This is a genomic window from Kribbella sp. NPDC023855 (genome assembly GCF_040639475.1).
Classification (GTDB): domain Bacteria; phylum Actinomycetota; class Actinomycetes; order Propionibacteriales; family Kribbellaceae; genus Kribbella.
This window is the reverse complement of record NZ_JBFAAA010000001.1, coordinates 714,181-726,587: the sequence shown is the minus strand read 5'-3', so window position 1 is coordinate 726,587 and position 12,407 is coordinate 714,181. Positions and strand designations below refer to the sequence as shown.

Annotated in this window: 12 protein-coding genes; 10 read left to right on the top strand and 2 right to left on the bottom strand. The window is 68.1% G+C overall.

Annotated elements, in window-relative coordinates:
* The first annotated feature begins 91 nt into the window (after positions 1 to 91).
* Both AB0F51_RS03320 and AB0F51_RS03315 read left to right on the top strand, forming a co-directional pair.
* A complete protein-coding gene (locus tag AB0F51_RS03320; protein ID WP_360273300.1) occupies positions 92 to 1,927 on the top strand; it encodes a heparinase II/III family protein in 1,836 nt (611 codons plus the stop codon).
* Positions 1,920 to 3,791 carry a DUF2264 domain-containing protein gene (locus tag AB0F51_RS03315; RefSeq protein WP_360273297.1) on the top strand — a complete coding sequence of 624 codons (1,872 nt, stop codon included), beginning with the start codon at positions 1,920 to 1,922 and terminating at the stop codon, positions 3,789 to 3,791. Before AB0F51_RS03320 ends, AB0F51_RS03315 begins: the two co-directional genes overlap by 8 nt.
* On the opposite strand, the gene AB0F51_RS03310 is transcribed toward AB0F51_RS03315, so the two are convergent.
* A complete protein-coding gene (locus AB0F51_RS03310) occupies positions 3,756 to 4,901 on the bottom strand; it encodes a LacI family DNA-binding transcriptional regulator (RefSeq protein WP_360273294.1) in 1,146 nt (381 codons plus the stop codon). The two genes, AB0F51_RS03315 and AB0F51_RS03310, sit on opposite strands and share 36 nt — an antisense overlap.
* 163 nt (positions 4,902 to 5,064) lie before the next feature.
* Here AB0F51_RS03310 and AB0F51_RS03305 point away from each other — a divergent pair, with 163 nt between their 5' ends.
* From AB0F51_RS03305 to AB0F51_RS03270, 8 genes are all read left to right on the top strand, one after another.
* Entirely contained in the window at positions 5,065 to 6,078 is a 1,014-nt protein-coding gene (locus tag AB0F51_RS03305; RefSeq protein WP_360273292.1) for a hydroxyacid dehydrogenase, read from the top strand.
* Between the two features lie 36 nt (positions 6,079 to 6,114).
* On the top strand, positions 6,115 to 7,380 hold the full coding sequence (locus AB0F51_RS03300; protein ID WP_360273289.1) for a sugar ABC transporter substrate-binding protein: 1,266 nt from the start codon (positions 6,115 to 6,117) through the stop codon (positions 7,378 to 7,380).
* 4 nt (positions 7,381 to 7,384) lie between these two features.
* Entirely contained in the window at positions 7,385 to 8,281 is an 897-nt protein-coding gene (locus AB0F51_RS03295; protein ID WP_360273286.1) for a sugar ABC transporter permease, read from the top strand.
* The gene (locus AB0F51_RS03290) at positions 8,278 to 9,177 is read left to right on the top strand and encodes a carbohydrate ABC transporter permease (protein ID WP_360273284.1); all 900 of its coding nucleotides are present in this window, start codon (positions 8,278 to 8,280) and stop codon (positions 9,175 to 9,177) included. Before AB0F51_RS03295 ends, AB0F51_RS03290 begins: the two co-directional genes overlap by 4 nt.
* Positions 9,177 to 9,809, top strand: coding sequence for a hypothetical protein (locus AB0F51_RS03285; protein WP_360273281.1), 633 nt, complete (start codon positions 9,177 to 9,179; stop codon positions 9,807 to 9,809). Before AB0F51_RS03290 ends, AB0F51_RS03285 begins: the two co-directional genes overlap by 1 nt.
* A 10-nt stretch (positions 9,810 to 9,819) precedes the next feature.
* Complete coding sequence (locus AB0F51_RS03280) at positions 9,820 to 10,338, top strand: NUDIX domain-containing protein (RefSeq protein ID WP_360273278.1); 519 nt, start codon at positions 9,820 to 9,822, stop codon at positions 10,336 to 10,338.
* Positions 10,339 to 10,399: 61 nt separating this feature from the next.
* Positions 10,400 to 11,050 carry a sigma-70 family RNA polymerase sigma factor gene (locus AB0F51_RS03275; RefSeq protein ID WP_360273275.1) on the top strand — a complete coding sequence of 217 codons (651 nt, stop codon included), beginning with the start codon at positions 10,400 to 10,402 and terminating at the stop codon, positions 11,048 to 11,050.
* Positions 11,047 to 11,937, top strand: a complete 891-nt coding sequence (locus AB0F51_RS03270) for a hypothetical protein (RefSeq protein WP_360273273.1) — start codon at positions 11,047 to 11,049, stop codon at positions 11,935 to 11,937. Before AB0F51_RS03275 ends, AB0F51_RS03270 begins: the two co-directional genes overlap by 4 nt.
* 48 nt (positions 11,938 to 11,985) lie before the next feature.
* Here the strand turns inward: AB0F51_RS03270 and AB0F51_RS03265 are convergent, their stop codons facing one another.
* Positions 11,986 to 12,321 carry a hypothetical protein gene (locus AB0F51_RS03265; RefSeq protein WP_360273270.1) on the bottom strand — a complete coding sequence of 112 codons (336 nt, stop codon included), beginning with the start codon at positions 12,319 to 12,321 and terminating at the stop codon, positions 11,986 to 11,988.
* Positions 12,322 to 12,407: the final 86 nt, after the last annotated feature.

Below are 12,407 nucleotides of genomic sequence, written 5' to 3'. Positions count from 1 at the left end.
ACTGAGTGGCCACCCGGATCGAGTGTGATCGTTTCCGATCGGAACCGTTCAGGGGCTTGCCTCGCAGGTCCCGACCGTCGAGGGTCCCGGGGTGACGACTGACCTGCGGAGCCTGTTGAAAGGCGCAAGAGACCGCATCCCGGTACGGCCGCTGCGAGACAGGGAAGCCTGGGCAGCGGTCGATCGGGAGCTCCTGGCCGAGCTGCTGGCGAAGGCAGAGGCCGAACGCGCCCGGCCCTGGCCGAACCCGACCTTGAGCCAGTACGCGCGCTTCTGGCGAGACGGCGAACGTACGCCGTACGAGGACGTCGCTGGTCAGCTCCGTAATCGGACCGCCCTCAATGTCGTAGTAGCGGCCGCCACGGGCGCACAGGAGTGGCTGGACGAAGCAGCGGACGGGCTGCTCATGCAGTGCGAGCAGACCAGTTGGTGCTGGGCAGCTCACGAGTCCTTCGCGACGGCCCGTGGTGAGGTGCTGCCCGACCCTCGCGACCCGTACGTCGACCTCGGCGCGGGCGAGTCGGCTGCGATCCTGGCCTGGGCCGACCTAGTGCTGGACAGTGCCCTGGACGAGCGGGTCCCTGGCCTCCGGCGGCGGATGCGTGCCGAGGTACGCGATCGGGTGATCGACCCGTTCCTGCGCCGCCGCGACTGGCACTGGCTCGGCCTGGACGGTCGGCAGCACAACTGGAACCCGTGGATCCACAGCAACATCCTCATCACGGCTCTGACCCTCGTGGACGACCCGGAGCTGCAGGCCGAGGTGGTTGACCTGGTGCTCGAAGGACTGGGCCGGTACGTCGAAGCCCTGCCGGCTGACGGCGGTTGCGACGAGGGCTACGCCTACTGGTGGAATGGCCCGGCCCGTCTCGCGGGAGCGCTGGAGCTGGTCGACTGGGCGACCGCAGGCGCGCTGAACAGCTTCGACCCGCCAGTACTGCGTGAGCTGGCGCGTTTCCCCCACCGAATGGCACTCGGCGACGGGTGGTACGTCAATGTCGCCGACGGCCCGGCTCGCCCGTCCGCAGACCAGCCCTGGCACGTACTGCATCGCTGGGGCGCTCGCAACGGAGACCCGGCCGTCATGGCCCACGCAGCCGCCCACAAACGACCACTCGTCAACCTGGAAGCCGGTCTAGGCCGTGCCTTGGTAGGACTCTTCGACCCAGCCTGGACGGCCGCTGAGCCAGCCAAACCGCCACTGCCCGCAACCACCTGGCTAGCCGACGTGCAAGTCCTGGTAGCGAGACAACAGGCCGGTACTGCGACAGGTCTCACCCTGGCAGCCAAGGGCGGCCACAACGCCGAGAACCACAACCACAACGACATCGGCTCCTACCTGGTCGCGTACGACGGCACACCGGTGCTCATCGACCTCGGCCAGCCGACCTACACGCGCAGTACCTTCAATGAGGACCGCTACACGATCTGGACGATGCAGAGCCAGTGGCACAACGCCCCGACGATCAACGGCCACGACCAGTGCCCTGGTCAGGAGTACGCCGCCCGTGACGTCGCAGTCCAGCTCACCGACGACATCGCCGAGCTCCAGCTGGACCTGGCCGCCGCGTACCCGTCCGACGCCGGCTGCGACCACTGGCTGCGCGCAGCCCGCCTAGACCGCCAGGCCGGAGCAGTAGTCGTCACCGACACGTGGCCCACCACAGTCAACGCCGTACTACGCCACGTCCTCGCCGGCAGCGTCAGTGCAAGAGCCAACGGCTCCTGCACAATCCGGTCAATGGCAGGCGGCATCATCAAGCTGGCCTGGGATCCTGCACTGGGCGAAGGACACCTCGAGACCCAGCCAGTCACCGACCCACTGCTCAGTGGCGTCTGGGGCGAAGCTGTCCACCGCCTGTCGATCCCAGTCGAGCAGGGCGGAACCTTTGAACTGACCATCGAGTCTGGAGAGCAGCATGACTGACCTGTCCCCCATCACTGGGCTGACGAGGGACCACTGGGCTGCGTCGGCGGACAACCTACTCCTGTCGCTCCGCCCGTGGGCCTCACCCGACCATGCCCGGATCGAGCTACCAGGACGGCCCAGTCGCTACGGCCCGGACAGCGACACGTTGGAGGCGTTCGCACGGACCTTCCTCCTGGCCGCCATCCGTTTGAAGGGCGAAGACGGCAAGGACCCGCACGACTTCGCCAACTGGTACGCCGCCGGCCTGCGCGCCGGGACGACGCCCGGTTCACCCACTGCCTGGCCACGGCCCGACGTGCTCGGCCAGGCGAAGGTGGAAGCCTGCTCGATCGCCCTGGGCCTCCACCTGAGCCGGCCCTGGCTCTGGGATCGCCTGGACGCTTCGGACCAGGCCAACATCGTGGACTGGCTGTCGACCGTGATCGGCGAGGAGTACCCGCCGATCAACTGGGTGTGGTTCCAGATCGTCGTCGAGACCTTCCTGCGGTCAGTAGGCGCGTCCTGGTCGCAGGACGACATCGACAGTGGCCTCGCCGTCCACGAGTCCCTCTACCGAACCGGCGGCTGGTACGCCGATGGTCCGGAACGCTCCTACGACCACTACAACGGCTGGGCTCTGCACGTCTATCCACTGCTCTGGGCAGACATGGCACCCGACCTCTGCGCGCCAGAACTACGCCAGGCTTGGGCGGAGCGCCTCAGTAGCTTCCTGGACGACGCCGCCCTGCTAGTGGGCTCCGACGGTTCACCCCTGCAGCAGGGCCGCAGCCTCATCTACCGCTTCGCCGCCGCGGCTCCCTTCTGGGTCGGCGCGATGACAGGAGCGACCAAGCTGAGCCCCGGCTTGATCCGGCGAGCGTCCTCCGGGATGCTGCGCCACTTCACCGACCACGGCGTCCCCAACGAACAAGGCCTGCTCTCCATCGGCTGGTACGACGAGTGGCCGGCCATGGCGCAGTCGTACTCCGGCCCCGGTTCGCCGTACTGGGCTGTGAAGGGCATGCTCGGCTTGGCCCTTCCAGCGGATCACCCTGTGTGGACAGCGATTGAAGAGCCTCTCCCCGCAGAGCAGAGCGACACGGTGAAGGCTCTGGAGGCACCCGGTTGGCTCGTGAGCACCACCGCGGCAGACGGCATCTCTCGAGTCATCAACCACGGCACGGATCACTCAGTGCCCGGCGACGACCGTTCCGACTCCCCGCTGTACGCCCGCCTCGGATACTCGACCAGCACCATGCCACCGCTGGCTGGCGACGCATCAGAGCGGCCTCGCGACAACAGCGCAGTACTGATCCATCCGGAGCGCGGTGCGACTCATCGGAACGGGTTCGAGACTCTCCAGTGCGGAGTGGGCGGAGCAACGGCAGTAGGTGTCTCCAGTGGACGGGCGCACTGGGTAGAGGTTGAGCACGACTCGCCGGACCACGGTTCAGGGCGCAGTGGGTCGGTCACCTGGGGTCCCAGGATCACGGTGGCTTCCCTGGTCCGGGGAGCCTGCGAAGTCCGCGCAGTACGGGTCCACGAGGCTGCACCCGACACTCACCTGGAACTCAGCGGCTGGCCGGTCGATCCCGCGGTCGGCCTCACTTCGGCGGTTATCCCCGTCAACGGCTTCGACAGCACCGACGTCCACCACGAGACAGGCACCAGCCCACAAGCCGAACAGGTAGCCATCCCAACAGCCCGTACTACGGGCCCGCCAGTCCCCGGGCTCATCTACGTTGCGTTCGTCCTACTGCATGGCAAGGAGGTGCAGGTCGACCTGCCGGCCGTCCAGGTCACCGACGAGTCAGTCAGCGTGACCTGGTCGGACGGGAGCACCGCGTCAGCCCTCTTGAAGGACGGGAGCAGGGAACCGTAGGCCACCCGAGTCCACGCCCGGCCGCGGTACCGAGGAGTTCCGGATGATGAGCTCCGGGATGATCAGCACCCGCTGGGTTGGCCGCCGCTTGCCCTCCAGCAGCCGGGACACCATCATCTCCACGGCCACCCGGCCGACCTGCGGCTTGCCGGGCCGGATGGCGGTCATCGCCGGTTCGGCCAGCCCTGCCACCTCGTCGTCGTAGGCGATCAGCGCCAGGTCGTCGGGGATCACCAGACCCTGCTCCGCGCAGTACTGCGCGATCGACATCGCGTCGGGATCGCTGTGCACGATCAGGGCCGTCGTGCGGGTCTTGCGGCAGCGGTCCAGCAGTTGCGCGATGACCTCGCGATGGCCGGGCTGGTCCAGGCCGACCGTGTCGCGGAGTACCAGTTCGTTCGGCAGGCCGAGGTCCGCGCAGGCCGACTCCCAGCCCTCTGCCAGGTGAGCGGAGGTCGGACTGCCCTTGGAGAGAACCAGACCGAGCCGGCGGTGCCCGTGGTCGTACAGGTGACGGACGGCCAGCTCCAGCCCGAGCGCGTGGTCGCTGCGCACCCACTCCAACAAGGGATGCGTGCGCCGCCAGCGAGGCGTCTGGCGTTCCACCAGGATGACCGGGACCGGCAGCTTGGCTATCCAGTCGATCATCTCGTCCGCGCCCGGTCCGTCGAGAGTCGGCGCCAGCAGCAGGCCCTGGACCTGCTGTGCCTCGATCAACCGGCTGATCTGCCGCCTGTCCTCGGCAGGGTCGTAACTCGACCCGCGCAGCTGGATGTGGACTCCCTGGGCCGCTGCGGCCGTGCGGGCACCCCCGACGATCGGCGGCCAGTAGTAGTCCAGCGACGGCACGACCATGCCGATGGTGAAGCGGGAGACGGCCGGCCGCGACCGCCTCGGCGGCGCGGAGTCCAGCTCGGTCGGCAGCGTCGCTCCACCGTGCACCTTGGTCAGCAGGTTCTGCGCCGCGAGCGCCGCGATGTCCCGTCGCACGGTCAGCTCGCTGACCCCGAGCAGCAGCGCGATGTCCTTGACCCGGACGGCCCCGTGCCGCCGCAGCTCCTCCATCAGGCGCTCCCGGCGCTGCACGTTGAACAGCCGGTCGTCGGCCATCGTCACGCCTCCCGATCTCGTGTTCGAGTCTGATCGTTTCGGACCGTTTCGATTCGAGCCGTAGAGAGCGGCGTTCGAATCCGGATATCCAGGTTCCCACATGAACGCCAGATGACGGCACTGTTGCCCGTCCGTATCAGCCCACCCGGCCCTCAGGAGATGCATGAAGAGCAAGCCAGCCGCCTTGGTCGTGATGGACCGCGACAGTGTCCGGGCCCATTTCGACGCCGAGCGGCTCGACACCCTCGCGGGCCTGGTCGCGCTGGGCGATCCGGTCTGGGCCGACGAGCTCGACTCCCCCGCTGCGCGGGCCCGGCTCGCCGAGGTCGAAGTACTGGTCACTTCGTGGGGTGCTCCCCAACTGACCGCGGAACGGCTCGCGGCGGCGCCCAACCTGAAGGCTGTCTTCCACTGTGCGGGCAGCGTCCGGTCGCTGGTCGCCGACGAGGTCTGGGGCCGGGGTATCCGGGTCAGCAACGCCGCTGACGCGAACGCGATCCCGGTCGCGGAGTACACGCTGGCCGCCATCATCTTCGCCGGCAAGAAGGTGCCCTTCCTGGCGGCGGACGAGCGGTCGGCGTACCAGGGCTGGCAGCACTTCACCGGGTACGGCGACCTCTCGAACTTCCGGCGGACCGTCGGTGTGGTCGGCTACTCCCGGATCGGCCGCCGCGTGGTCGACCTGCTCCGGGTGCTCGACGGAGTCACCTGCCTGGTCTCCGACCCGTACGCCGACCCGGCCGAGGTGGCCGCCGCCGGAGCCGAGTTGGTCGACTTGGCCGACCTGCTCCCCCGGGCGGACGTGCTCTCACTGCACGCGCCCGAACTCCCCGAGACCCGCCACCTGATCGGCGAGCAGGAACTGAAGCTGCTGCCCGACCAGGCGACCGTCATCAACACCGCGCGCGGTAGCCTGCTCGACCCGGCCGCGCTGGCCGCCGAGTGTGCGGCCGGCCGGTTGTTCGCGATCCTCGACGTCACCGACCCCGAACCACTCCCGGCCGACTCCCCGCTGCGGGGCCTGCCGGGCGTCCTGATCACGCCGCACATCGCCGGCTCCCAGGGCACCGAGATTCTCCGGCTCACCGACCACGCCCTCGCTGAGCTCGCCCGATGGACCGCGGGTGAACCCCTGCGGACCGAAGTCACCGCCGAAGCCATGACCTTGCACGCCTGAACCATCCGTCCAGAACCCTGCCCGAAGGAAGAGACCATGAACCGCACGATCCTCAAGACGCTGGCGGCCACCGCCGGACTGGCGCTCGCGCTCGCCGGCTGCGGCGGCGACGACAAGCCGGCCGCCTCGGCCGGCGGCAAGACGGTGGTGAAGATCGCCCTCTGGAACTACGCCAGTACGCCGGAGTTCAAGGCGCTGATCGACGGCTACGAGGCCGAGAACGCGGGCGTCGACATCCAGCCGGTCGACATCCTCGCCGACGACTACTCCGACAAGCTCACCACGATGCTGGCCGGCGGTGACACCACCGACATCCTGACGATGAAGAACGTCACCGACTACGCGCGCTACGCCAACCGCGGCCAGTTGCTGCCGCTCACCGACGAGGCGGGCAAGCTGGACAAGGCGAAGTACTCCGGTCTCACCGACTTCGACCTCAAGGGCGAGTACTTCGCGCTGCCGTACCGGCAGGACTTCTGGCTGCTCTACTACAACAAGACGATGCTGAAGGCGGCCGGTGTCGATCCGTCGAAGCTGACCTGGAGCGACTACTCGGCCGCGGCCAAGAAGCTCACCAAGGGCAGCGGCGGCAGCAAGGTCTACGGCACCTACCACCACACCTGGCGCTCGGTCGTCCAGGCGATCGCCGCGGCCCAGACCGGCGGCGACCTGCTGAGCGGCGACTACGGCTTCCTGAAGGACCAGTACAACGTCGCGGTCGACCTGCAGAAGGCCGACGCCGCGATGCCGTGGGCAACGGCCTCCAGCCAGAAGATCTCGTACCGGACGATGTTCTCCACCAGCAAGACCGCGATGATGCCGATGGGCACCTGGTACATCGCCGGGCTGCTGCAGGACAAGAAGGACGGCAAGCCCACCCCGGACTGGGGCATCGCGCCGCTGCCGCAGGTGGACCAGAGCGGCAAGGTCACCACCTTCGGCTCGCCCACCGCCTTCGCGGTGAACAAGAAGTCCAAGAACGCCGACGCGGCCAAGCAGTTCGTCACCTGGGCCTCCGGCCCGAAGGGCGCCGCCGCGATCAGCAAGATCGGCGTGGTGCCGTCGTACAGCGACGACGCGATCCTCAGTTCGTACTTCGCGCTGGCCGGGATGCCGCAGGACGAGCCGGCCAAGAAGGCGTTCAAGCCCGACACGGTCAAGCTGGAGATGCCGGTCAGCGAGAACTCCTCCGACGTCGACGCGATCCTCACCGAGGAGCACGAACTGGTGATGGTCGGTGAGAAGTCCGTCGACCAGGGCATCGCGGAGATGGGCAAGCGGGTCAAGTCCGAGGTGGGCTGACCGAATGCCCGCCACCACCCACAGCCCCAGCCGGCAGCGCCGCCGGACGACGCTCGTCGGCTGGAGCTTCATCCTGCCGAACTTCCTCGGCTTCGCCACCCTGACGCTGGTCCCGGTGATCGCGTCACTGGCCCTGTCGTTCATGGCCTGGAACTCCTACAGCCCGCCCGAATGGGTCGGCCTGGACAACTTTCGCCGGATGATCGGCAACGACACGTTCTGGACGGCACTGCGCAACACGACGTACTACGCGGTCGGGCACATCCCGTTGACGCTGGCCGCGGCGCTGGGCTTCGCGGTACTGCTCAACCAGAAGCTGAAGGGCGTCCGGTTCCTCCGGACGGCCTTCTTCTTCCCCTACATCACCTCGCTGGTCGCGGTGGCGGTGGTCTGGAACATGCTGTTCAGCCCCGAGGTCGGGCCGGTCAACCAGTTCCTGCGGGCGATCGGCATCGACCACCCACCCGGCTGGACCACGTCGACGACCTGGGCGATGCCCGCGGTCATCATCACCAGCGTGTGGCGGGATCTGGGCTACTACCTGATCCTCTACCTGGCCGGGTTGCAGACCATCCCGGGTGAGCTCTACGAGGCGGCCAAGGTCGACGGCGCGAACGCGTGGCAGCGGTTCTGGCAGATCACCGTGCCGTCGTTGCGGCCGACAACCTTCTTCGTGCTGATCATGCTGACGATCTCCAGTTTCAAGGTCTTCGACCTGATCCAGATCATGACCGAAGGCGGGCCGGGACGGTCGACGCTGGTGCTGTCCCAGCTGATCTTCCGCGAAGGCATCACCCAGGGCCGGTTCGGCTACTCCTCGGCGATCGCGATGGTGCTGTTCGTGATCGTGCTGCTGATCACCGTGATCCAGTTCCGCCTGCAGAAAAGGAACGAGGCATGAGCGCAACGATCACTGACCTGCCGCCACTGGACGCCACCAAGCCGCCGTCCGCGCCGGCACCGTTGCGGCGCGGGTCGCCCCTGCGTACTGCGGGGCAGGTGGCTCTGCACGCGGTGCTGGCCGTGCTTGCGCTCGCCGTGCTGGTGCCGTTCGGCTGGATGCTGATCTCGTCGGTGAAGCTCGACACGGAGGTCTTCACCGTGCCGATCCAGTGGATCCCCGACGAGTTCCACTGGGACAACTTCACCCGGATCTGGAGCCGGATCCCGCTCGGCACCTACCTGGGCAACTCGCTCTTCCTCAGCGTCACGATCACCGCGTTGCAGGTGCTGACCGGCAGCTTCGCGGCGTACGGGTTCGCCAAGGTCAGGTTCCCCGGCCGGGACGTGCTCTTCCTGGCCTACATCGCCACGATCGCGGTGCCGTGGCAGGCGTACATGGTTCCGCAGTACATCATCATGGAGAAGGCCGGGCTGGTGAACACGCACCTGTCGCTGATCCTGCTCCAGGCGTTCAGCGCCTTCGGTGTCTTCCTGATGCGGCAGTACTACATGACCATCCCGGACGAGCTCAGCGAGGCCGCCCGGCTGGACGGGCTCAGCGAGTACGCGATCTGGTACCGGATCATCCTGCCGCTGTCGAAGCCCGCGCTGGCCAGCCTGGCGCTGCTGACCTTCGTGAACACCTGGAACGACTACATGGGCCCGTTCATCTACCTGACCGACAACGACCTGTGGACGGTCCAGCTCGGTCTGCGGTCCTTCGTCGGCCTGTACGACGCGGAGTACGCGATGATCATGACCGGCTCGGTGCTCTCGGTGCTGCCGATCCTGATCGTCTTCCTGCTCGGACAGCGGTACTTCGTCCGCGGCATCGCGACCAGCGGGCTGAAGTGATGGCCACCGTCCGGCTCAACCTGCGGCACTCGTCGTGGGACCTGATCTGGTCGTCGGTGCACCGGATCCTGATGCTCAACGCTGCGATGGTCGTGGTGAACCTGCCACTGCTGGCCGCACTCGCGATCGTCGAACGCCCGTGGCACTACCCCGCCTTCTTCCTGGTCCTGGCTCTCACGCTGGGACCGTCGGTGGCGGGAGCGTTCGCCTACCTGGACGACGAAGACGATGGCCTGCGGCAACTGGTGCGTGCCTACCGGCGGCACTTCCGCCGGTCGGCCGCCCTCTGGTCGTTGTCGCTGGCAATGATCGCCGTACTGGTCACGGACATCGCAGTACTGCGCGGCTCCCGCGCCGGAGCCGTCCTGGTGCCGGCCCTGGTGGTGGCCGCCGTACTGGTCCTGTCGTCCGCGACCACCGCCCAGGCAGAGTTCGTACTGCGCCCCGCGGTGCGGCTGCGGGTTCTGCTGTGGTCGGCCCTCTACCTCTCGGTCCGGCGCTGGTGGATGACGGCGATGAACCTCCTGCTACTGCTGGTCGCCGCGGTGATCGTGAACCAGGCGCCGGTCCTGGGACTGGCCACCATTCCGGGATGCGTGATCTTCGTCGTGTGGCGCAACAGCCGCATGTGAGACTGCGGGGGTGGATGAACTAGTTGCTTTGCTGGACGCCGACGGCCGGGTGTGCGGGTCCGCGCCACGCTCGGTCATGCGGCGCGACAACCTGCGGCACGCGGCCACCGCCGTACTGGTCCGGAACAGTGCCGGTGAGATCTACGTGCACCGCAGGACCCCCACCAAGGACGTCTACCCGAGTCACTACGACATCGCCGCCGGTGGTGTCGTAGCCGCCGGCGAGGACCCGTACGACGCTGTGGTGCGCGAGCTGGACGAGGAGCTTGGCATCACCGGCGTCGAGCTGACCCGGCTGCCTGAAGGCGACTACGCCGACAGCCGGAGCAACTACCACGCCTATCTCTACACGTGCGTCTGGGACGGCCCGGTCAAGCACCAGCCCGAGGAGGTCGAGTGGGGCGCCTGGATGTCCCCTACTGACCTGGTCGCCAAGCTGGACGACCCCACCTGGCCCTTCACGCCCGACACCGTCGCCCTGCTGGGCTCGCTGGTCCGCGCGTACGCCCAGCCGACCGACGAGGCGTAGCTCTCCGAAGAAAGTTCGGCGCCGATGCAACCATCGGCGGATCGAGCGGTCACTTACCGCTGTGAACATCATCCTGACCGACGAGACGGAGCCCGCGATGGCCGCCGGACCCCCAGGGCCCGAGACCAGACCAGGGCCGGGGTCCGACCACGAACTGTGGGAACGGCTGCGGCACGGTGACCAGCTGGCCCTGGGCGAACTGTTCGATCGCTATGCGGACGAGGTGCACGCGTTCGCCTTCCGGCGTACCGCCTCCTGGAGCGCCGCCGAGGACGTCGTCCAGACGACGTTCCTGAGCACTTGGCGACGCTTCCAGCGCAACCCACCAGGCCCACTGAGCGCTCCGAGCGCCCGCGGCTGGCTGCTGGTCGTGGCCGGCAACGAATGCCGAACGCTGGCCCGCACTGCGGCCCGCATTCGCAACCTGATCGACCGTTTGCCCGACCCCGTCCACGGCACCGACCATGCCGCTGAGGTGGCGCGCAGGCTCGACGACGAACGCCGGATGTCGGCCATCCGCCAGGCAGTGGCCAAGCTGCCCCGGCACGAGCGGGAAACGCTCGAGCTGGTCGTCTGGGCCGGACTCACCCAGGCCGAGGCCGCGGACGCGCTCGGCGTACCGATCGGCACCGTCAAGGCCCGGCTGCACCGCACCCGTCGTCGCTTTCCCGACCTGCTGGCGCGGGTCGCTGTCACCGAGGAGCTCTCATGAACACCCAGTTGAACCCGCCACCCGTACCCCCGCTGAGCCAATCCACCCGGTCCCGGCTGCGGAATCGAGTGATGGACCAGGCCAGGCCCACGACCGGTCGCTCGGTCTGGCGATGGGCGGCGCCGGTGGTTGCCGTCGGCGGCGTCGCGGCGGTCGTTGCCGGCACTCTGGTGATGAGCGAAAAGCCGTCCGCCGATCCGGGCGTCGCCGGCACACCCGCGCCCAGCGCCGTGTCCCCCGCTCTGGGAGCTCCGAAGGTGGATCGCGGTGCGCTTTCGCCGGCCCTGCTGGCGGGCATCCAGGCCGACTGCCGGTGGCCCGATGAGCCCGAGGACGCCAAACTGCTCTGGAGCCGCCAGGTGCGCGGCATCACCACCGACAGCACGGCAGCGGTCGCGGTGGCCATCCAGCCGAAGAAATTCCCGCCGTCGGCCGAAAAGAGTGCCGCCCGCAAGAAGAGTGGCCTTGGCGCGTCTCCCGGCCCCTCTGCTTTCGAGCTCGGCGTGAGAGTCTGCATGACGCGGACGCCGCCATCAACGCGACTCGGGGGCGCCGGGGCGACTGTCGTCGTGGCCGACAAGGTGTGGAAGTCCCAGCCGACGGCCGCGCAAGGTTTGCAGGCGCTCGACACCAATGGCTTCGCGATGACGGAGAACGGCCGCACGCTGCAGTTGTGGACCCTGTACCGAGCCCGGCCGGAGATCTCGCGGGTCGAGGCCCGGGCCGTGTGGAAGGGCAAGACCGGTGAGTGGACGGAGGGCGTCGTCGAGGGCGGCTTCGCCTACACGGAGGTCCAGCTCGACGGGAAGTTCACGCTCGGCGAACACCTCAAGCAGCAGGTCCGCGCCTTCGACGCGGCCGGCAAGCCGGTACCGGTCAAGCTCTGACCCAAGGTCAAGCTTCCACAGAGCTGAGGTTCAACCAGAGGTTGAGCCTCAGCGGCTGGCGAAGCGAGTGATCGCGCGGGCCAGGTTGATGCCCACCAGGCCGCCCCAGCAGATGACGATGGCGAAGGCGCCTTCCTGGTTGGCGGCGATCGCGGTGATCGGGATGCCGGCCACCACCGAGACGATGGCCAGGGCGAGTCCGCCCGGGTCGCTCTCCCGGCTCGGCTCAGAGGCCTTCACCGGTGGCGTGGCCAGGTGCTGTGCGGTGTGCGCGTCGAGTTTCGCGAGGAACCCCTCGATGATCTCGGGTTCGTACTCCGCCCCGAGCTCCTGCCGCGCCGCCACCGCGGCCCGCAGGTCCTTCCGAACCTCATCCGTCGCCATGGCAGTTACGGTACGCCGCTGACCGCTCCAGGCGGATCAGGGCAAACCCTGACCCCTCCTCTGCCGATGGCGAGCTGGAAGCCAGG

Excerpts from the sequence above, each read along its gene's own strand:
- AB0F51_RS03315 (WP_360273297.1), top strand. The coding sequence starts at position 1,920 with ATGACTGACCTGTCCCCCATCACTGGGCTGACGAGGGACCACTGGGCT.
- AB0F51_RS03310 (WP_360273294.1), bottom strand. The coding sequence starts at position 4,901 with ATGGCCGACGACCGGCTGTTCAACGTGCAGCGCCGGGAGCGCCTGATG.
- AB0F51_RS03305 (WP_360273292.1), top strand. The coding sequence starts at position 5,065 with ATGAAGAGCAAGCCAGCCGCCTTGGTCGTGATGGACCGCGACAGTGTC.
- AB0F51_RS03300 (WP_360273289.1), top strand. The coding sequence starts at position 6,115 with ATGAACCGCACGATCCTCAAGACGCTGGCGGCCACCGCCGGACTGGCG.
- AB0F51_RS03295 (WP_360273286.1), top strand. The coding sequence starts at position 7,385 with ATGCCCGCCACCACCCACAGCCCCAGCCGGCAGCGCCGCCGGACGACG.
- AB0F51_RS03290 (WP_360273284.1), top strand. The coding sequence starts at position 8,278 with ATGAGCGCAACGATCACTGACCTGCCGCCACTGGACGCCACCAAGCCG.
- AB0F51_RS03285 (WP_360273281.1), top strand. The coding sequence starts at position 9,177 with ATGGCCACCGTCCGGCTCAACCTGCGGCACTCGTCGTGGGACCTGATC.
- AB0F51_RS03270 (WP_360273273.1), top strand. The coding sequence starts at position 11,047 with ATGAACACCCAGTTGAACCCGCCACCCGTACCCCCGCTGAGCCAATCC.
- AB0F51_RS03265 (WP_360273270.1), bottom strand. The coding sequence starts at position 12,321 with ATGGCGACGGATGAGGTTCGGAAGGACCTGCGGGCCGCGGTGGCGGCG.